17 protein-coding genes are annotated in these 20,173 nt (G+C 42.6%); 2 read left to right on the top strand and 15 right to left on the bottom strand.

Annotated features, from left to right (window positions below):
• Positions 1–76 precede the first annotated feature (76 nt).
• From G632_RS0115755 to G632_RS0115740, 4 genes are all read right to left on the bottom strand, one after another.
• The gene (locus tag G632_RS0115755) at positions 77–1,015 is read right to left on the bottom strand and encodes a Fic family protein (RefSeq protein WP_026512638.1); all 939 of its coding nucleotides are present in this window, start codon (positions 1,013–1,015) and stop codon (positions 77–79) included.
• 123 nt (positions 1,016–1,138) lie between these two features.
• Positions 1,139–1,879, bottom strand: coding sequence for a hypothetical protein (locus G632_RS20435; protein ID WP_022770418.1), 741 nt, complete (start codon positions 1,877–1,879; stop codon positions 1,139–1,141).
• A 70-nt stretch (positions 1,880–1,949) separates the two neighbouring features.
• Complete coding sequence (locus G632_RS0115745; RefSeq protein WP_022770417.1) at positions 1,950–3,266, bottom strand: ATP-binding protein; 1,317 nt, start codon at positions 3,264–3,266, stop codon at positions 1,950–1,952.
• Between the two features lie 104 nt (positions 3,267–3,370).
• Entirely contained in the window at positions 3,371–4,210 is an 840-nt protein-coding gene (locus tag G632_RS0115740; RefSeq protein WP_022770415.1) for a damage-control phosphatase ARMT1 family protein, read from the bottom strand.
• Between the two features lie 111 nt (positions 4,211–4,321).
• Here G632_RS0115740 and G632_RS0115735 point away from each other — a divergent pair, with 111 nt between their 5' ends.
• The gene (locus G632_RS0115735; RefSeq protein ID WP_022770414.1) at positions 4,322–5,047 is read left to right on the top strand and encodes a DUF4272 domain-containing protein; all 726 of its coding nucleotides are present in this window, start codon (positions 4,322–4,324) and stop codon (positions 5,045–5,047) included.
• An 86-nt stretch (positions 5,048–5,133) separates the two neighbouring features.
• Here the strand turns inward: G632_RS0115735 and G632_RS22200 are convergent, their stop codons facing one another.
• The 11 genes from G632_RS22200 to G632_RS0115680 all read right to left on the bottom strand — a co-directional run bounded on the left by G632_RS22200 (position 5,134) and on the right by G632_RS0115680 (position 18,070).
• Positions 5,134–7,509 carry a hypothetical protein gene (locus G632_RS22200; RefSeq protein WP_022770412.1) on the bottom strand — a complete coding sequence of 792 codons (2,376 nt, stop codon included), beginning with the start codon at positions 7,507–7,509 and terminating at the stop codon, positions 5,134–5,136.
• Positions 7,510–7,695: 186 nt separating this feature from the next.
• Entirely contained in the window at positions 7,696–8,373 is a 678-nt protein-coding gene (locus G632_RS0115725) for a hypothetical protein (protein ID WP_155828909.1), read from the bottom strand.
• Between the two features lie 564 nt (positions 8,374–8,937).
• Complete coding sequence (locus G632_RS0115720) at positions 8,938–9,117, bottom strand: hypothetical protein (RefSeq protein ID WP_022770410.1); 180 nt, start codon at positions 9,115–9,117, stop codon at positions 8,938–8,940.
• Positions 9,118–9,326: 209 nt separating this feature from the next.
• Positions 9,327–11,873 (bottom strand): hypothetical protein, encoded by a 2,547-nt coding sequence (locus tag G632_RS0115715; protein WP_022770408.1) that lies wholly within the window; start codon positions 11,871–11,873, stop codon positions 9,327–9,329.
• A gap of 211 nt (positions 11,874–12,084) precedes the next feature.
• Positions 12,085–12,621, bottom strand: a complete 537-nt coding sequence (locus G632_RS0115710; protein WP_022770407.1) for a hypothetical protein — start codon at positions 12,619–12,621, stop codon at positions 12,085–12,087.
• Positions 12,621–13,295: a hypothetical protein gene (locus G632_RS0115705; protein ID WP_022770406.1), complete on the bottom strand. Its 675-nt coding sequence runs from the start codon at positions 13,293–13,295 to the stop codon at positions 12,621–12,623. Before G632_RS0115705 ends, G632_RS0115710 begins: the two co-directional genes overlap by 1 nt.
• 92 nt (positions 13,296–13,387) lie before the next feature.
• The gene (locus G632_RS0115700) at positions 13,388–13,627 is read right to left on the bottom strand and encodes a CopG family antitoxin (protein WP_022770404.1); all 240 of its coding nucleotides are present in this window, start codon (positions 13,625–13,627) and stop codon (positions 13,388–13,390) included.
• A gap of 81 nt (positions 13,628–13,708) precedes the next feature.
• Positions 13,709–14,245: a histidine phosphatase family protein gene (locus tag G632_RS0115695; RefSeq protein ID WP_022770403.1), complete on the bottom strand. Its 537-nt coding sequence runs from the start codon at positions 14,243–14,245 to the stop codon at positions 13,709–13,711.
• A gap of 30 nt (positions 14,246–14,275) precedes the next feature.
• Positions 14,276–14,992: a metallophosphoesterase gene (locus G632_RS0115690; RefSeq protein WP_022770401.1), complete on the bottom strand. Its 717-nt coding sequence runs from the start codon at positions 14,990–14,992 to the stop codon at positions 14,276–14,278.
• Complete coding sequence (locus G632_RS0115685) at positions 14,989–15,807, bottom strand: hypothetical protein (RefSeq protein WP_022770400.1); 819 nt, start codon at positions 15,805–15,807, stop codon at positions 14,989–14,991. The genes G632_RS0115690 and G632_RS0115685 overlap by 4 nt, the downstream gene beginning before the upstream one ends.
• A gap of 583 nt (positions 15,808–16,390) precedes the next feature.
• Complete coding sequence (locus G632_RS0115680) at positions 16,391–18,070, bottom strand: hypothetical protein (RefSeq protein WP_022770398.1); 1,680 nt, start codon at positions 18,068–18,070, stop codon at positions 16,391–16,393.
• A gap of 78 nt (positions 18,071–18,148) precedes the next feature.
• Between G632_RS0115680 and G632_RS0115675 the strand changes: the two genes are divergently transcribed.
• A complete protein-coding gene (locus G632_RS0115675; RefSeq protein ID WP_022770397.1) occupies positions 18,149–19,951 on the top strand; it encodes a right-handed parallel beta-helix repeat-containing protein in 1,803 nt (600 codons plus the stop codon).
• Positions 19,952–20,173 lie beyond the last annotated feature (222 nt).

The raw sequence follows: 20,173 nt of genomic DNA, 5'->3' as shown, positions 1-20,173 counted from the left end.
ATAAAAAAGGTCGCATGGCGGGCGACCTTAATCACTACTATTCATTTTAATCTTCTCACTTCCTACGGGGCATGATTTACATCTTCCTCCAGCATTTTTCTTTTAAGAAATCTGCAATAATCTCTATTTTTTCACCTTCATAGTATTTGACGAGTAGTTTCTTGAATTCAGGAACTTCTTTTTCCGGAATGACCAATAACCCCTGCCCATGAGCAATAAGATAATGATTTGCAAAAATTACTGAAGCTCTTTTATTCCCATCAACAAAAACTTGTGTCTTCATGCAATACATACATAGCTCGATAGCTTTATCTATATGCTTTTTCTTAGAGCTAAGGATTTCATCGATTCTTTCAATGACTACAGACTCAATTGGTATAGGTGGAACATATTTTGTTCCGCCGATAGTTACAGGCACGTTTCTAATCTTCCCCCCATAGGAAAAGAAACCTTCGTTTACCAGTTTTGCTATATGACACAACAAATAATAGTCGGTATCCGCCTGAACAACATCCTTATCAAGTATAAACTCCCATGAATGCTTAAGATTAAGAATCTTCTGCACATCATCTGCGGTCATTCCATTAACTATTCCTTTTTCAAGGATTTCTTCAGTCTGTGGAAAAGTAGTAGCAACACCTTCCAGAACGGCCTGATCATAAATGTTCGACTTCAGATTTGCTCTGGCAAAGTCTAAGTTTTTTTCTACCTCAACTGATAGTTCTGAGGAAGAATATCCTAATGAAGCAAGTTCCTTATCTATTCTTCTAAGATTCTTACGGAGTTCCCTTGCTTCACGAGTATTCCTTAAAAGTAACTGATACAACTCATCTGAATAGACATCAACATATGTGGATGTTAACTTACCATTAACACGCTTTCGAATATATAAGTATCTTCCGCTTTTATTCTCTTTAACCTCTGGGGAACCGTCATAAGGTAAGAGATTAAGCCTTGCTTGAAAATCAGCTTTATCTTGCAACAGAAGCTGTATTGTTTCCAGATTGTTTGCCATCTATAATCTCCTTTAGGGAACTTTTTATATGCAATCTTCATATTATGTTCCCTAAAAACATCATACATTATAGGGAACTTTTTTGCAATATATCAACGCAAAAGTTCCCTAAATATTACTCCATTAAATGGAATTTAATCGCTCTACAAATCCGATTTTCTTTCTGTACTCTTCCTTCAACTGATCGCTTCGGAAGGTAACTTCTTCAAATTCCTCCTTTGCCTTCTCAATCATTCCCATCCGTTTTTCCAAACAAGCTTTCACTAACAGATTCTCCGGATGTAAGAACTTGTAGTATTTGTGATCATATATAGTTTCAAGTTCTGTAAGCATACCGGTATCCGCGCTTGTTTTTTCAAAGTACGCCTTTATATCTTTATTTACATATCTATAGGCACTGTCTATTTCTTCCACAATCCTGCCAAATTCTTCCGGCTTTTTAAAACTCATTCTCCCAAAAACAGACTCTTTGTATCCTTCAGTCTTCCCGCCGTTTATAAATCCATCTGACAATCTGAAAGTATGTGCATAGATTGACTTATCTGTCCTGGCCCATACGCATTTGTTGCCGCTGATCCTTGGAATATATTCAAAGTTCCATCCCCATTCAAAAGTTGCATACATATCATTTACCGGGAACATTGAGATGACCGGCCGCCTTCCGTTATCATAGGCCCTAGCCCAGCACCGCTCTTTTACCGGACTCAAATTGAAATCATTTAAAATGCGCTCATCAAGCATATCATGGATCAGCTTCGTCCATCCCTGTGAATTAAGTGTTATCCACTCATAACCGCTTCCGTTATCATAACGGCTCATATAATCAAGATAATCCTCATACTTGTACTTGCAAATGTTTTCCATAAATCACTCCCCAAACAGATTATGTTTTGGCAATCTGTCGTTTATAGAAAGATTGCAAAAGAGACTTTTTTTAATCATATCTATCTATATTCCATGCAAGATATAGCGGAATGTTATATGTCGCAGTTTTTTCGCAGGCGTTCTCAGCGATGTTTTTCTCTGACATCTTAAATCCAACTCTGGGGGAATACTTTTTGCAGAACTGCTTATAGCTCTTTGCCTGAGTATTATCTGCCGCTTTAACTTCGACAGGAATCATTTCCCCGTCTGATTCGTAAATGAAATCTACTTCTGCCGAATTACCTGAGCGCCAGAAAAACGGCACTTTGCCTATGGATTTAAGTTCATTTAAAATATAGTTTTCAGCAAAGGCCCCTTTATATCTGATGAAAAGATCCGACTCGTTAAGTATTGTCTGAGGTGAAACCCCGGATCTGGCGCGTAAAAGACCTATGTCAGACATATATACTTTAAAATATGTCTTGTCAGCAAAACCTTCAAGAGGAATCTCGGGCTTTTCTACGAGCTCGGTCCTAATGATAAGTCCCGCATTTTCCAGCCACTGAAGGGCATCTTCCAGTTCAGCAGACCTCTTTCCCTCCTTAACATGGGAAAAGACAAACTTATTGTTCTCCTTTGCCAGCTGTACCGGAACCGAATCCCATATCCATCTGATCTTTGGAACTTCAGCTGATGGCGCATGTTTGGAAAAATCGTCAGCATAATCCTTTAGGATATCTTTTTGAACTTCTTCTACCTCTTCTATATCATGGGTATCTATCCAGGTCTGTACTACTTCAGGCATTCCTCCGACAATATAGTATTCCTTAAGTAGTTTCTTCATTGGAACTGAGTATATCTCAGGAATAACTCTGTCAACCGGCCACTCATCGAATATTTCTATAAGGTCTGCTCTGTCGTTTGCTATTACAAACTCCTTGAAGCTCATGGGATACAGCTGAAGTCGATTTACCTTACCAACAGGAAAAGAGATATTCTCCTCCTTGAGCGCAACTCCAAGAAGCGAACCGGCACATACAAGATGAAGATCTTTCATATTCTCGCAGAAGTATTTCAGTGCTGTAATCGCCCTGGGGCATTCCTGTATCTCGTCAAAAAATACCAGAGTCTCCCCGGCAACTATTTTTGTCTTAAAATGCCGCTCCAGCTCTATGATTATTCTTTTTACGTCGAAGTCATAATCGAAAATACCCGCCAGATTATCGGCGCTCTCAAAGTTTACATATACATAGCTGCTAAAGCTTTCTTTGGCGAATTTCTCCACAATATATGTTTTCCCGCACTGACGTACACCGGTCAGCAACAGAGGCTTTCTTCTGGCTTTTTCTTTCCATTTTTTCAGATCTTTTATTATCTCTCTATACATAGCGCCTCCAAAGTCGTGCCACTTTTGCAATTATTATAGCAAAAGTCCTATGACTTTTGCAATGCGTATCAGCAATTATCATAGGACTTCTTATTCACATGTGTTCATTCCACCACAAAGATTCCGGTCAGTTTTGGTACATTGAATCTGTTAATGAACAGATCACACTTGCAAAGAAGCGCATAGAAAGCATGTCTGCCTTCACCGGCGAAGGATTCGTAGTTAGCCTGCCCCTTGGCGAGTATGACGTCCGCGGAGTCGACAGCTCTTTTACCCTCTTCGGATAGAAGTGAATAAACTGTTCCTGCTATCTTGGCTCCATTAGTTATGACGGTTGCAACGGAATCCATGCCAACATATAAGGCGTCGTCCATAGTGGCATCATTGGCCACTTCCCCGCCCCTTACCATGACAGTAATTAAAAGGTGCGGGAATTGCTGTTTGAGCTGCTCAAGCATCAGCTTATCCAAAACGATCTCTCCGCAGTTATCTGTGATGAGGAGAAAGCTTTTGGCTTTGGCGCATTGGTCAGTAAAGGATCTGTAAGTTTCTTTTTCCTCTTCTCGCATCTCTATATCACCAAAAAGTGAAAGAAAAGTATCAACATTAACTTCATTTAATGCAGCAAAGTCAATGTAGTTGCCGATTCTTGCCATAACCAGGGATGTGGCGAGGGGATCAGCGCTTTTTCTAAGCTTATCCCTCAGATCCTCTTCCATCGAAAGCACCAGGTCGTTGTACTGCTTTTTCACGTATTTGAAACTTGGGAGAGGACCGATGTACTTCTCGTGAAGCTGGTTGAATGCTGCAACTAACTGAGGGCTGGTTATGTCATCCGGCCTGTTGTCAAGAAGACGCTTTATTTCGGCCAGATATTCTTTGTTGTCGGTTTTCAGGCATTGCCTGTCGTACATGCACTTGGCACAGGAATCATTGAATTTCACCGATTTTCTCCTTTGGTTCAAACGCTATTAAGTATTATATTGTGTAATTGTATTAAAAAGACGAACATACTACAATAAAAACATGGCCTTTTGTTTGAAAGGAGAATGCGCATGGGACTGTTCGATTTCATCAAGCGACTAAAACCAAAGAATGCTAACAATAATCAGCGTGGCTGTAAGTCTGCAGAACAAAGAAAAAGAGAGAGTATCGAATTTTTGAAGGAGCAGGGAATAGAATATCTGGAGAGTCTGCCTTTCATAGAGGATGCTTCTGAGGTAGAGCTTAAGGATGTAGATGTAATCTGCAAGAAAGCCATATCGACTTTGCTTATCATTCAGGTGGCTCATGACGCTCTGAATAATGAGTTTGAGAAATCAAAATCCTATTTCACTGAGGAATTTCAACGCTTCGGAGTTGAGGACTATCTGAACAAGGAAGAAAAAGAGCTGTGGAACGGGACCTACACGAAACAGAGCCTGTGCAATATCACCTGGAAGTATGAGACGTTATGGGCTTTGCTGTGGGCGCTTGGCATTATAGGCGATGACGAATTCAAAGTACCGGTCGATGTGATGGACTATATGAAAGCTATCAGGATAATCCGTGAATGCAAGGATTATGATGAATTCAAGGCAAAGGTCAACATGCGGGGCATAGAAGAAATTCTGGATATGCTGGATCTCTTTTACAGGTATCATTGGACGACCGAAGATGCCAGGTTAAATCTTAAAAAGCTTCCGAAGATCAACGGCGAGGTTGTGGCCGAGCGAAGACGAGGACTGGAGTGGCTTGTTTCTGAGGAAGAGGATTGGAATGATATATATTTGAATACATGATTACAAAATTAGATAAATACTATAGTCAAAAAAATCCCCTCAGGCAGCAAGTGCCTTTGGGGATTTTGATTATTCCCAATTGTTTATCATGTACCTGTTTCATCGGGTTCAGCTGAGTCATCAGATGACAAATCATCATCAGATGATGTTTCTGCAGGAAGTGCATCAAACTCGACACTTTCCGAGTTATCTTCCGAATCACTTTCCTGCCCGTCCTGATTGTCATTATTGATCATTATAGACGGGATGATAGTATTTTCATCAGCATATTCCTCTATAGTCGAATTGTTATATTCATCTTCATTAATCTCACTGGCTTCTGCTTCCGCTGTTTCCGCAACACCCTCGGATTCCAAAACACTTTCAGTTTCCGGGTCTTCCTCGCATTCCGATTCATTTTCAGGAGCAAGAACTGCCGGTGCTGCCAACATCATAGTTGAAAGGTTATTTGCTGCGGAATTATCATTTATCGTACCCGGCGCTGACTTCCCTCCGCCGGTATACGCATCTTCTTCATTGACAGAAGACGCAACCCATTCTTTAGAGTCTGATATAGCAAAAGCTGTAACCGGATCTGCCAAAAGGCTCTCATCCAGAGGAGATGTAACTGTTGACGAAAAATCCTGTAGAATGGAACCATTCACTGTGCCTGTATCCGAGCACTTACTCTCAAGATAATTCAAAAAGGCCGTGCAGAATTCAGTTGACGGAGCATTATTGTCCAGCAAAAACTTATCCGAAAAATCCTGAGTGTCTGAATATAGCGTAGCTTGCGAATCATCTGTAGATATTTCAGATATTACTTCATCAAGCGTCATTCCTGAGTTAAGTTTTTCCAAAAGCTTATCAACTCCACCCCGAATGATCGCACTGTCGACATTTGTTACGTTTCCCCCTGAATCAGTTGAAATAGCTGATTGTCCATTATATTTTAAAGCAGCGAGGTGCCCAAGATAAACACAAGCCAGATAATTACTGGTATATGCAGGCTTCATGGCCTCCACATCTGGATACATATTATTGGATGATGATATAAGCTTAACAGTATTGTCACTCACTATTCCTGATGCAGAATATGTTCCCGTCTCTTCATCATAATTAAAATTTTCATGAAAAGCTTCATTGAACATCTGGTAGGGATTCATCACCGATGCTCCCAGCGCTGCACCAAACCAGTCAGGATATTTAACAGAAGAATAATTACTCTTCGTAACACTATCATCCTGTGCATCATAATGGCTACCGCTCATCCCGGCCCTTAAGGAATCATTGAGAACAGACTGCATCTCTGCATAGATCATTCTGTTATCCAGTGCTTTTCTTACCGCTTCTGTATCAAGTGTGTACGCTGTTTCTCCTGACTCCGGATCGGTATCAGAAGAAAACAGATAGCAGGAATTAAGAGTTAATCTGTGATGGAATTCCAGATCCTGTGTGCCGGTTGCTGCAGATATATCATTCCCCGAAGTCACATAACTCAATGCATCTGATGTTGCAGTATAAATAATATGAAGTCCTTCCTGTTCGCTCAGACCCTCTTCTCTATAAGCACTTGTGAATGTAGGAAAATGATCAACAAGATAAGTCATTGCCTCCGGATGTATAACATTTTTTACCAGTGCAATCAGGTTGTACAAATTTTCAACCCCGTATCTTGTCACAACACTGGAATCGCAGTGCGTTGTCACAATCCGTGTCTTTTCCTCGATATCCGGTTCAGGTTGTGGCTGAGGTTCCGGTGAGGGTGCCGGTTCCGGCGTTGGGTCATCCTCCGGATATGGTGCCGGCTTTGGTTCCTCTCCTCCGCCTCCCGAAGGCGATATAGCAGGCGAAGACTGTGTAGGCTCAGGAGTCACCTGCTCCGTTCCACTTGATTCCGGTTCGATCACTATGTCACGAACCCTGAAATCATCCATAGGCATAGCAAAAAGATAAGTCACCTTATCTTCTGTGTTTGAAACAGTGGTTAGCCCATTTATATCAACAAGATCACAGAAAAAGGATGGCATGTCTATGTCATAAGTAGCACTGTCATTGTGGAGGATATAATAGCCCTTTGGAAGATAGAAGCATATTACCGGATAGCAAATCACAACTCCATCAAGAACTATCCCTAAATCTACAGGATCACCATACTTATTAACCCAGATTACCGGAATCTCCCAGCTAAATCCCGCACTTGTAAGCACCGTTGCCCTCTTGTCCAACAGTTCACCATTAACAGGTTCTTCCAGATCTGTTATGGTAAAAGAGCTGATGTAAACAGCATTACTGTCTGAAATAGCCTGAAGGTAATCATCTTTTACTTCCTTCCCTCCAAACTCACTCTCAGAAATAGCATCGATGGCTTTTGTGGAATCCTTCTCATTTAGAGGCGCTGCATAAGCAGTGACAGCCCTTATGTTGACTGTCAAAATAGTCAATATCAGCATCAGACTACATAGACCATACTTCCTTTTCATGAATTTCCTCCACTTCATGATGAAAACAAATATGTCCCTACTTATTTTATCGTCATTTCATTTGCTTTATTGATATATATATTAACATTAATCCGACAAGCAAGAGCATCTTTAAGATGGCGCCAGGAACTAAAGCCCAGCTTAAACGAAGCAAAAAATAGCCGGCAAGTACTTGCCGGCTATGCTTTAGCTCAAACCACTAATTCTCTTACCGACCTCTTCATCTTCCGTCAGGTCGTATACCATCCTGTAGCAGTCCAGTGCCTGGGATTTATCCCCGGCTTCCTGCGCTTCCTCTGCCGCCTTGTAGAGGAGAGCCAGCGTTATAGGATTAGCTTCGGTGGGAATGTTGTTTTCTTTCAGTATGTTTTGGATCTGAGAAAGGTCTTTTGCCGAAACCTTCTTGCCAATGGCCTTCTCGAGAAACTCAAGCTCTGCGTCGGCTTGATGGGATTCCTCGAAATACTTGCTGTAGAGGTAACAGGTGGCGGAAAGCTCGGGGTTGTACTTTTCGAGATAGTACCAGCCGAGGTTCCTGTAATAGGCTGCCAGCTCCGCCCTGGTGCAGCAGTAGTTATAGGACTCCGTGGTGTAGGAATACTCGCCCTCGGTATCGCCCAGTTGCTTACAGCAGAGAATGATCCCCAGGATTGATTCCATGTCTACCGGATTCTCAAAGTGTGCGTCGAGCCACTCCTTCTGCGACTTCGAATAATTGCCGGCGAGCATTAGCTCTTTTGCCCTCTCCTTGTGAGGCGTGAGGGTGTCCACGTCCGTTAATTCGTATTCATCATCCCCCAGGCAATAGTACTCGTACAAAAAGACTTCGGATATGTGCCTGAGGCATAGTTTCAATTTGCTCATTGTTCATTACCTTTTCTCTTTCAATCAGAGACTATTGAGTTTCTCTAACATAATCCTCCATTTACTTTGAAGTTGTCAATCCTATATAGGGTTGCTGGTTCTTTCTTATACCCCATACAGACAGATGTGCATAACAAGAAACTTGTATCTAGGCTTTTGGTTGGAAACGTAATTCCGACCACCCCACAACTCACTTCCATATAAAAAATAGTTGGAAATTTCAAAAAAGATTTTGGTGTCCCACGGCGATATTGGCCCAAAGCTACATCACAAAGTCCCGTGGAGCCGGTAACTGTGATGTAGTCAAAGTGTTAGACATCAGATTTCCAAATCAGGCCCTTGAAAAACTTTTTGTAATTTCCAACTAATTTTCCATAGGAGAATTTTTGTGATGCATTTCAAAAACAGATTCCTACCAACACCTTCTTATAAAGGTTTTGTGATGCACTTTCAGCCCGGTGATTCAAAAAATGAGACAATGTGAAACGTCCCCGGTGACTCAAAATGAGACAATGTGAAACGTCCCCGGTGGCTCACCCGGTGACTCAAAAAAATAGCCGGCAATTACTTGCCGGCATTTTTTGAAAGCTCCTGTCTCAGAGCATTCTCGAGCATTGATGAAAACGAGATGGATGAGATTATGGTGCTTCCGTTGTATTTCCTTTCCATGTCAGTTCCTGATGGTGAAATGCCACTAACGGCGCGGCGCATGTCTCTTTTTACGGATACCAGATCAATGTTCATATGCTACCTCCTTGTATAAACAAACATCAACCACAACATCTAGTATTCTCAATGCTATTATATACAATATATTCTTAAATGAGCATAAACAATTCTTAAAAAAGTGTAATTAAAGCTGCGAAATACCGGTAATGAGCAGGTCTTTCGACCTGCCCATTGGATTGTTGGTTGTTAATTTGAGTTTTATTGGTCTGACGCTTAGGTTACCATCACTCCATCTCGAAGAAGTAGTACCAGTCTGCTGAGTTGTCTTCACGGCCGATCCATATGTTGCGAGCATTTTTATCAAAAACCTTAAACCAGTCAACCATTCTTTTATCCTGTGACTTGCAGTCATGTCCTGAACCACTGAACTTTTCGGTATTTCCTACGTGGTATCCGCTTGCTCCTGCTGCGTGGTTGTTCTTGTATGGGCAGCGTACCAGGATGCCATCACCTAAGTTACTTACATCAAATCCGCTGTATGCGAGGTATTCTTTGATAGTCATTCCGTTTTTCCTTGCCTGATCTCTGATCTTGTTAATATCTGCTGTTGTAAGTCCGCTATTATTAAAGTCATTGTTCACGTGGTTCCATACTTTCTGAGCTATCCAATCTGCGTTGTCAGTTTCTATAACAGGATTTCCCATTATTGATTTAGTCTCACTCTTGTATCCGTATTCTACATACTCTGAAGGCTTTCTGACTGTCAGCTTGTCCTTCATGTCAATGTTCTTGTTACCTGTATCGATGTAAACTGTCTTGTCTCTGTTGTAATACTCTGTTGCTACTGCTAAAACGCCCTTTCCGTTCTGCTGCAGATCCTTCTTTTCCTCTGCTGTCATTTTTTTCTCATCACCGAAGCCGCGGAAGATGCATCCCATCACTTCATCGATAAGTGTGTTTATGGATTCCTTTGAGCTCTTTATATTGTCGTACATCTTGCGGGTATCAGCATCCATTGCATCTACCTGCTCCTGAGTGAGATCTGCAACCTGTTTGTGTATTTCCAGGTACTCTAAGAATACGTTGCATGTTGCTATGAAGCGGGTTGTTCTTACCTTGAGGTAGTTTTCACATTTCTGCATTGCTTCTCCGGCAAAGAGGCTTTCATCTTTCTCGTAGTCATATGCCAGATCGTAAAGGCTACGCTCTTTAGGGTCTACCTGTGATCCACCTATAAGAACCTGTGCTGCCTGCTTAAGCTGAGTGATCAGTTTGTTGTCTGCTTTATTCCAGTCATTTTCTCCACCGATGATGCTTGCATATCTGACGAGCTTCTGTACGTCGTTATAATTTTCGTTATTATCGATACGCTTAGCTGCATCATTTGCATTGTTCATTGATGTTTCCCAGTTATTAAGAGTTGTTCCGTATGCTCCTACTGTAACTGCATTTAAGCTGCCTTCTTTAAGCTTCTTAAAGATATCATCAAGCTTGTTCTCCAAAGTCTTGGTCTGCTCACTGATTGCCTGGATGACATCCGGCTTTTCGTCTGAAAGACCCATTGTCTTCTTGATCAGGTCTTTTAAAGGTGCTCCGGCGAAATCTGCTCCGGGGATCAGGTCGACTGACTTGTCGATGCTGTTTACTATTGTCTCTTTAAGAACGTCTATTCCAAGAGTCTCAAGGGTCTCACGGATGTTCTTTTCTTCTTCTGTCTCGTCTTCTCCCGGTACATAAGTGCCGTTTGCAAGCTCTGTGTTTACTGTGGATATCTTGTTCCAGAATTCCTGAAGTTCAAATACATTCATCTTTGAGATCTTCTTAAGATTCTCTTCTGCTGCTACGTCTTTCAGATACTTTTCTTTTAATGCCTCAGCCTGCTCTTTCTGTGTCTTTATAACGTAGTCTCTACTCAGGTCGTAATCATAACCATATGAGATAAGTACCTCAGTAGGAATGATATCAATTACTGCCTTCTCGCCTGTTTCGTAGTCTGTTAATGTTACATAGACATTTCCGTCAGTCATCTGCTCGAAATAAAGTGAACCTGTCATAGAACCTTCACTATCAGTCCGCATGATGTGAGCATCAGTAGTCTCTCTTAAGATCCTGTTTGCCTGCTGCTCTGCTTTCTTCTGAAGTGTTTCTTCATCAGCGTTTCCGGGAACATTGGCTGTATTTGTGCTTGCATTTGTATTTGTATTTGCATTTGTTGTCTCTGTTGTTTCAGGTGTTTCTTCGAAGTATCCGGCCTTTGCTGTTCCGATCTCTTCACCTGTGGTTGAGTCTTCTGCGAACTGATAGTCTGCTTCCTGGATTACAGCTGTCTGGTATTCAACTTCCCGGGTTTCTGCCATCAGGATTTCTGTTTCCAGAGCCTGTCCGATTGCTGCTGTTTTTTCAGTTTCTGTTTCATTGGCTATTGCTGCGAGTGTAGGATCGATGGGATCTTCTTCTACTATGGGAGTGATATCAAGCCTTGCATCTGTATCCTGTGTAATGGAGGACTGCTCTGCTGCTTTTACGTCATCAGGTATTACTGGCTGGTCGATGATGATATTGCTTGGTACTGCCTCTACTACTACGGGGATTGTAGGCTCTTCTGCTGCAGGTGCTGTTTCTTCTGCTGTTGGCTCTTCTGCTGCAGGTGCTGTCTCTTCTGTTGTTGGCTCTTCTGCTACCGGAGCTTCCTGTGTGATTTCTACTGTCTGCTCTGCTGCAACTGTCTCAGGCTCTGCTGCGTATGCTGTAACTGTTGCCACGTTTGACATGATCATGATTGCTGCCATTCCACCGGTTAATGCTCTTACTTTGTTCATTCTGTTTGCCATAATTTTTATCTCCCTTCTTACTGTTAGGTTTTTGTTTGATTTATTGGTATTTACTGAGGTTTGTTCCTCGGTGTTTGTTTTCATGGTCTTATATTAACAACACAAAGGACACACAAAGGTCACACTAAAAAGAAGCAAAAGAAAACCCTCTGCAAAAGTGCAGAGGGACTGGGTTTGGGGGGGAATATTGGGTATTAAATTGACAGCTCTTTTAACCAATTCTCATGAAACCTATTATTGCCATAATGAGCCATATTATTGCAATAAGTCCTAAAACAATCCAGTAATTCTTGGATCCCAGCAGTCTTGCCGGATTATTCCTTGCGTATGTATCTGTTCCATCAATCCAAATTTTCTTTGGAAGACTGGATATCTTAGCATCAAAGAGTGTGCAGAAAAACTCATCGACGTCCGGTTGAAAAAGGTATGGATCACTGCCGGCTCCTTGATCCCAGATATATCGCACCCTAATGATCGTAGTATTTCCTTCGCTTTCAAATCTTATGGCATATTTCAGGGGTTTTAGATAATGCAGACCGTCGCTAGGCGCAATATCATCAGTGATTATTATGTACATCACACCATTTTCCTGCTTAAAGTTATATGACGAAAGCTTGGTGTGAACTGTAGTCCCGATTCTTTTTATCGCTTCTTCTATCGAAAGAGACGTCTCGTAGACAAAGTCCAGTCGACCGGCTCTTTCATCTTCTATTTTTCTCTGAAGGTCTGTGTCAGAGTAATAGCGCATTAAAAGATCTCCTTTAATTCCTGGTTTACTACCATGATTCTCAAACGAGCATTATCTTTAGTTGAAAACTTATAGTCATGTTCACCCTCTACTAGGAGCCAACTCTCTAACACTGCCGATAAGAGTATCATTTTCGCAAGATTATACCAAAATCTGACCGATACCTCCTTAACATATTGTGGAAAGCACTCTTTAGACAAATACGAACTTAAAGTTGATTCATCGATTACAATGCACTTATCATTTTCCAATAAATCATCAACATATTTCATTTTTGTGTCCAAATCTTGGTCCGGATCAATCTCTAATTTACCTATTATGTACTTCTCTAACACCTTTCTCAGATTAAGAGGATCCATTTTACTTTCTAAATCTATGCTTTTACGGATGTTCTGTGAGGACCGTACAATCGACCAGCCCCAAATACCATATAAAATAATTGGCGAGCAAAACATTAATACATTCCGGACCATCTGATGTTCAGACAGAAACACGAAAACATTGCTCTCAGGGCTTGAACTGCACCAAACCCACAATGCTCCGAGAATAATGGTAATGAAAATAAATTCAAAAGCCTTCTTATATACCTTTGTGTCATAGTGAATGTTTGAAAGTTCATATCTTACAAGTAGTTCAGCGTTGCCCCGTTCAATTCTCATTTCTACTTTATCCATACTTACAATCCCCCATTTTCTTAAGTAAAAGTTATCACAAATTCTTAGCCCAAATTATATATTTTGCAGAAGTGATGGCCTTGGCTATAATATTACTTCCATGTTATTTCAAGTTTTTTCTTTGATTTTGCGCAGTCAACAAGATACAGGTTAATTAACTTCTGATACGGTATTCCGGACTCTGAAGACTGCTTCTTAAAATAATCCAATGCATCAGCATCAATGTTAATAGTGATCTTCTTGCGGAGTTTTTTGGCGTATGGATTCCTTATAGCTTTACTAAAATCAAACTCTTTTTCTAAAAACTCATCTCTTTCTTCATCTGGTTTCATAAGCCTTTTCTCCTTTCTTGCACAAATCTCATCTGTACATATATTATACATACTTTTGCCATATCAATAAATATATACTATTCAAGTGAAATCATATCTCTTGATCTCGCAATTCTTAATTCCACAGGAAGAAAATTCCTCATTGTCCATCTCCCTAAAGTATGACTCAACCATTCTTGTGATTCCGTTATGTGCGACAAGGATGACAACTTCATCGCCGTTTCTGATATCATCAAGCAGGTTGTAAATTCTCTGTGCCAATTGAAGCATGGACTCGCCTGTTCCAAATCGGCTTGCCATGTCTTTCTTGGCTTCATGGAACTCTGCTCCATCCCTTGGGGTTGATTCCCATATTCCAAAGTTCTGCTCCTTGAGCCTTGGCTCTATCTCCATAGGAATGCCTGTGATTTCCGAAATGTGTCTTGCTGTCTCAGATGCTCTTACTAAAGGCGATGACAATATTTTATCTGCTTTTATGCCTTCAGAGAGGATCTTCTTGCCGGTCTCTATGGCCTGCTCATGGCCTTTGGCTGTCAGCTCTATGTCTGTGGCTCCGCATATTTTGTTTTCAACGTTCCAGACTGTTTCGCCATGTCTGATGAAGTAAAAATGGTCCATAATGTCTTTTGCTCCCAAATACAAATTTCATCAATCAATATATCCCCAGGTCTTAGCGACCGTATCCACCCAGCAAAATTCCTGATTCCCGATCGGAAGCCCACTGCTTGTGGTGGAGAATGTATCTACAGTGATAAGGTTTGGCTGAACGAAAATCTCTTTTACCGGAGTGTGACCCACGACCTGAAACAAGCCATCAGGGAACATGCCCTTTGCGAGTGTTCCGTACTGGGGACGAACCCAGATGGGTGAGTTATCTTCCCACAGCTCATCATAGCCATATTCGTTAATTATACCAATCATACAGTCGATGTCATCCATCATGTTATAAAGCTGCGCCTCTACAAATTCCCTTGTAAGGCCGGCGTGACTGAACAACGTGTTGTCCAGCCTATGGATAATGCCGTAATTCTCCGGTGCGCTTAATGTATCGCGGAGTTCCTCAAGCTTGTCACATACTAGATCCGCAGCAACTATCGAGTAGCCCGGGTGATCGTACTGGCTCCAAAGGTACGATAGATCGTGGTTTCCATAGCACCAATAAGAGTCAGGATATCTACGGGTAAAGTCTATTGCTGCATCCAGTGTTTCTTCATAAAGTTCAAGATTGTACTGACAGCCCCAGTCATCGACAAGGTCGCCCACGAATACTGCGTTATCACAATCGGTGGTCTCCATGATATCGATGGCCTGACTGAAAATCCAGGGTTTGAGGTGTATGTCGGGGATTACGAGGGCTTTGCTCATTGCTGATCTCCAAAGTATTTTGCCTTAATTGTCCAATAGTCCATAGCCAATCGCATATAGCGTTCTATATCATACTTGTTTAGTAAAGGTTTTTTCCCTTCATCTATTATCCTATTAACAAAATCAGCGTCGAATATGAAATACATCTTTTCCATATAATCATAAATGTTTTTAAAACTATTAAGGTAATGCACTAAGTCATTTGTATTAGCACCAGTCGCTTTATCTAATACTCTATTTGAGAGGCCATTAAGGTATTCATTCAGATCAGAAATAAACGTATCAAATCTATCAAATCTATTGCTACCCTTATGTCCTTGCATATTTCCGGTTTTTTGCATTAATGAAAAATTCAACACAGTATGATGCATTTTAGTGCAGCATTCTAGCATCTCGCATAATTTCGAATCTTCGTCTATTATTGCCTTGAATAAACTGCACTTCTTCTCATTAAAGTTAAAATCGCAATCGCCTCCCAATGCCAATCCGGAGCCAAAGCATGTTATGTCGTTTTCAGACCAATTACTACGTGCTTTTTGCACTGCATAAAGTCTATTAGTACCGTAAGTATTTGGTTTGTCCTCATACCATATTTTATTTCTTTCATTTCGATAAGACAGAAAATGTAGCGTATTAAAATCATAGTCCAAAGGCTTTTCGCCTTCTATATAATATTTTTTATAATGAATCCACGCATCCGGAGATGAATCAGGATCAAATCGAATTTTTCCATAATCCTTATGGTTGCATGTGATTTCCTTTCGGAATTCTTCAGGAATATTCTCAAGAAATGTTTCAATAGTCTCTGATTTCATAATTCATTCTCCCAATTATTTAGTCATATGCATCATTATATCAGAGAATGCAGGACATATAGATGGCATCGGAAAAAAGCGGAAGATGGACATAACAACAGGCTTATACTCTGTGCGATGGTTGGAAACGGAATTTCGACCACCCCACATTTTTCTTCTATTTCAAAATTAGTTGGAAATTTCAAAAAAGGTTTAGTGGTCTGGAATTAGTGTTTACCAAAAACTACATCACATGGCACCCGTAGGCCGGTAGTTGTGATGCAGGGAAGACGCTAGGCATGAAGTTTATTGAGCTTGGCCCTTGAATGGCCTTTGTAATTTCCAACTAATTTTCCATAGGTGAATTTTTGTGATGCTTTTCAAAAACAGACTCCAACCAGCACGGCCTTATATAGGGGCTTGTGATGCACTTTCCGTCGCATAATTCCCTACGAATGAAAAAAGGAGTCAAAAGAACCGTCCCCGTGACTCCTGTGAAAAAAGGAGTCAAAGAGAACCGTCCCCATTGACTCCTTGAAAAATGAGTCAAAGTGAAACGTCCCCGGTGACTCAAAATGAGTCAAACTGAAACGTCCCCGGTGACTCATTTTCTGCGGAGGATGTTGTTGCAGGCGGTGATGAAGGCCTGCAAATCAGCGTACATGTTTCTGCTGTTCTGCGGATCGCCGTTGCCAAGAAGCTCGTTCTCCTCCAGAAGAGATTTGTAATAATCTGAGCTCCAGCGGCCTTTGGAGTAGTAGTAATCCTTGAGTGCGTAGTAAGTCTCGTATATGCGTGGGAAATTGTCATCGAAGTTGTTGCTGATATCTGTTCCGAAGCAGAATTCGTAACGGTTTCCGATGTCTTTACCCATCTGCAAAATTTCCGGAGGGAAATTCTCTTTTCCTATATTATCCTGTACCCAGAGGCCCAAGGCGCGCGCCTCTTCTTCGACTGAAAGGTTGTTCTGAATTGGATTCCCAGCGCGGTAGACGACGAGAATGTCGCCTGCCACAAGGTCTTTTAATGGATCAGAAACTATGTGGGCTACGGGAGTGACATTCTTCTTGATGATATTTATTCTCTCAATCTTAGTGTCGTACCTTCTGTAGGCATCGCGCCATCCGATGCAGGCTTCGGGCGCGTATTCTTCGGCGTTTCTGACTACGTAAATATCATTGTCGATGAGCTGTGCATACTCAGTGTTGGCGCGGTCCTGATAGTTGTCATAGAGCGTGAAGCCATAACCTGACTTCACAGGAACGAATTCTCCTATCCCGTTAAAATAGCCAATCTGGCCCTCGTCATCAACGTCGCAGGTTCCGGTCACGCCTACAGCATACCTGAATCTGCCCGCAGGAGTTACGCCCATCACTGTGGGGCTCTTAAGGTCACCGGCGTTCAGCTGCTCAGGAACTCCTGCCGGAAAAGACTCTTCCAAAGAGCCGGGCTCATCGCACATTGCACGGAAGTGCTTGCAACCCGCATAGAAATGGCCTGAGCCCTCGTATACGGACATCTGAACGAGAAGGATATTGTCTTTTACCGTAAGATACTCAGGCTCTGCCGGGTAATCAGCGTAGTCCACGATCTTGGGGAAGTCACCGTAGATGATCTCCTCGCCGGTCTTAAGATCATACCCGGTAAGGCGTCCGTAATTGCTCTCTTTAGAGCTTGTTACGCAAAAGAGCTTGTCGCTGCTAATGCCGGCATAGTAAATAATGTCAGTGGAATTCTGAATCTCCTTGCTGTCGCCCTTTGAATCGCAGATGTAGAGAAGAAGCTTGTGATCTGCTTCGTAGGCGCCGGTAACAAAGTATTCGCCTGAGGGAAGCGTTCCGTAGACGGAAGTTCCGGGAAGGTCAAAGCGATCGGTTCCGTCAAAAGACACCGACTGGACGTTGGTCTCCTGACCGCCGCTGCTCTCCGCAAGAATGAAGCGTCCGCCGGATATAGTGATCGGGCCGTAGGAGGAATCGGTAAAGAGATTTTCGATTTCGTTGGTTTTTGGATCCAGAGCTGCGATTATGCTTGAATTGTCGGCCATGACGTGGTCGTAGTCGCCCCAGAGGGCTGCTTCTCTCATGGCTGCTTTGCCGGGGATCCTGAAATATACTTTGCCGTCGTACTTCACAAAGTGCTTGCCGTTGCCGGGGATTGAAGGCGCCGGGCGGTCGTTGGTGGTCGCCGGTGATGTGTTGGATGGTGTATTGGATGATGTGTTGGAATATCCACAAAGTAATAATGATATGGCTAAAACCATTGATAATACTTGCTTTTTCATTGCATAAACTCCCTGACTCAACTCTTATCGTCATTATATGTTAAGATATTTGTAAGTATTTAGAAAGGCGGAATCGATATGAAAAAGAAATTTCTTACAACCATCATGGCGATATGCCTTGGAACTTCTCTTCTGGCAGCATGCGGAAATACTGCGCCTGAAGCTGCGCAGGAAGGTGCGGAGGCTCAGGAGAACGCGGGTCAGGATGGCGATGGTCAGAAAGGCGATGGCCAGGGTGATTCCGGTAGTGGCGAAGAGTCCGGCGAGGTGGCTACTTCCGGCATTGAGGGACACTGGCAACTGATGTGTGAGCTCAGCCACATTGAGTACTCTGATGGTGATTTTTACGACACCTCTTTAATGTACTGTGACGGCGAAGCTCCTGCGTCAGAGATGATCATCCGAAGCGAAGGCGATCAGTACGTTGTTGATTATTACTATACCGAATACGATTATTACGAGAAGAATTGCGGAATTCCTATGGTGAAGAGTGGAGACGACAGCTCTTTTACCTTCACATTGGCAGATCCGTTTGACGATTCCTCGGATGTTCAGGAATTGAAACTTTATTTGAATGAGGAAGGAAGGCTCGTTGTTGAGAAGCAGTACAGATATGAGGACGAGAGTGATTCTGAGTACTGGTCAAACAGCACCTACACCAGCATCTATCTTCCCAAAGATTCACCGCTGTTTGATGATCCGGAGAGTCTGAGGTACTTTGATACGGTTACGGTTTCCAATACTGCAGATCTTTTGAACAGCATTCAGAACAACCGAAAGATCCTGCTTGAGGCCGGAGAATACGACTTTTCACAGGTTGCATCAAAGGCCATCAACAACTTCCGCGTCAGCGAGAGCTGGGACGGGACCAAGAACGTTATTTCGGAGGTCAGCAGCTTGTGCATCGAGGCTAAGGACGGAGCCAAAGTTGAGCTTTGTATCGATGAACCCTATGACCCCGTAATGTCTTTTAACAACAGTAAGGGCATTACGCTCAGGAACCTCACTGTCGGACATCACGTTGAACCCGGCTACTGCAGCGGAAGCGTTCTGTACTTCGAGGGTGTGGACCATCTGAATGTTGATAAGTGCAACCTGTACGGCAGCGGAACCTACGGAATCGAGGCTTACAATACCTACGATGCAAATGTGACTGACACAGATATTTATGAGTGCACTTACGGACTGGTTGCGCTTCATAATGTAGGAACGTTTAATTTTAAGAACTGCGTTATGAGGGACAGCAGCGACCTTTCGATGATAGACTGCGACAGCGCTTATGATGTTACATTTGAGGACTGCGTGTTCTCGGGGAATGATGCGACGAGCTTCGACACTACCAGCTTTGTTGAGGTTGGCGAGTACGACAGGGTTACGTTCAGGAATTGCGAATTCAAAGACAACAAGTTCTATACATTCTCTAACAGGGAAGTTACGCTTGAGAACTGTACCGAGACGGGCAACAGCTCTGCGATGACTGAGTTCATGAATGCGTCGGAGGCTAGCGCACCGACCAAGGATTCACTTCTTGAGGGATACAATGCAGCTGTGGACAGGCAAGCTGAGATAGACAACGAGCTGTCCACCAATGCTCTGCTCGATCAGGCTACGCTCAATCAGCTGGCTTACGAGGAGTTTAATCTGTGGGATTCGCTTATCAATCAGATGTGGACATACCTCGGAGGAACGCTTGATGAGGAGAATATGACAAACCTCAAGGCTGAGCAGCAGAAATGGATCAAGGACAAGGAAGCTGCAATGAAGACTGCCGGAGCTGATTTTGAAGGCGGTACGATGCAGCCGATGATTGAGTATAGTACCGGTGCGAAGCTTACGAGGGAAAGGTTGGAAGTGCTGATACAGAGATATATAGGTGATTAAAAATGGTGCCCCCGGGTCAGAAATGATCCGGGGTTTTTTGAGCCCTGGGGACGGAGTCAGTGGCTCATTTTTGGTCCCTGGGGACGGGGGGTAGGGACCATTTTCTGAGTCAGTGGGGACGTAACAGTTTGACTCATTGCGCACAATGAGTCAATGTGAAACGTCCCCGGTGACTCACATCCACATTACATGGATTTTGTATTTATACGTTGGTTGGAAACG

Source organism: Butyrivibrio sp. NC2007 (assembly GCF_000421405.1).
In the GTDB taxonomy this organism is placed as follows: Bacteria; Bacillota; Clostridia; order Lachnospirales; family Lachnospiraceae; genus Butyrivibrio.
This window is presented reverse-complemented; position numbering and strand designations above follow the sequence as displayed.

What these genes read in the sequence shown, in the direction of transcription:
- G632_RS0115695 (WP_022770403.1), bottom strand. Translation starts at nt 14,245, where the DNA reads ATGGACCATTTTTACTTCATCAGACATGGCGAAACAGTCTGGAACGTT.
- G632_RS0115685 (WP_022770400.1), bottom strand. Translation starts at nt 15,807, where the DNA reads ATGAAATCAGAGACTATTGAAACATTTCTTGAGAATATTCCTGAAGAA.
- G632_RS0115725 (WP_155828909.1), bottom strand. Translation starts at nt 8,373, where the DNA reads ATGAGCAAATTGAAACTATGCCTCAGGCACATATCCGAAGTCTTTTTG.
- G632_RS0115720 (WP_022770410.1), bottom strand. Translation starts at nt 9,117, where the DNA reads ATGAACATTGATCTGGTATCCGTAAAAAGAGACATGCGCCGCGCCGTT.
- G632_RS0115735 (WP_022770414.1), top strand. Translation starts at nt 4,322, where the DNA reads ATGGGACTGTTCGATTTCATCAAGCGACTAAAACCAAAGAATGCTAAC.
- G632_RS0115700 (WP_022770404.1), bottom strand. Translation starts at nt 13,627, where the DNA reads ATGAAACCAGATGAAGAAAGAGATGAGTTTTTAGAAAAAGAGTTTGAT.
- G632_RS0115755 (WP_026512638.1), bottom strand. Translation starts at nt 1,015, where the DNA reads ATGGCAAACAATCTGGAAACAATACAGCTTCTGTTGCAAGATAAAGCT.
- G632_RS0115705 (WP_022770406.1), bottom strand. Translation starts at nt 13,295, where the DNA reads ATGGATAAAGTAGAAATGAGAATTGAACGGGGCAACGCTGAACTACTT.
- G632_RS0115710 (WP_022770407.1), bottom strand. Translation starts at nt 12,621, where the DNA reads ATGCGCTATTACTCTGACACAGACCTTCAGAGAAAAATAGAAGATGAA.
- G632_RS0115675 (WP_022770397.1), top strand. Translation starts at nt 18,149, where the DNA reads ATGAAAAAGAAATTTCTTACAACCATCATGGCGATATGCCTTGGAACT.
- G632_RS0115680 (WP_022770398.1), bottom strand. Translation starts at nt 18,070, where the DNA reads ATGAAAAAGCAAGTATTATCAATGGTTTTAGCCATATCATTATTACTT.
- G632_RS0115690 (WP_022770401.1), bottom strand. Translation starts at nt 14,992, where the DNA reads ATGAGCAAAGCCCTCGTAATCCCCGACATACACCTCAAACCCTGGATT.
- G632_RS0115745 (WP_022770417.1), bottom strand. Translation starts at nt 3,266, where the DNA reads ATGTATAGAGAGATAATAAAAGATCTGAAAAAATGGAAAGAAAAAGCC.
- G632_RS20435 (WP_022770418.1), bottom strand. Translation starts at nt 1,879, where the DNA reads ATGGAAAACATTTGCAAGTACAAGTATGAGGATTATCTTGATTATATG.
- G632_RS0115715 (WP_022770408.1), bottom strand. Translation starts at nt 11,873, where the DNA reads ATGGCAAACAGAATGAACAAAGTAAGAGCATTAACCGGTGGAATGGCA.
- G632_RS22200 (WP_022770412.1), bottom strand. Translation starts at nt 7,509, where the DNA reads ATGAAAAGGAAGTATGGTCTATGTAGTCTGATGCTGATATTGACTATT.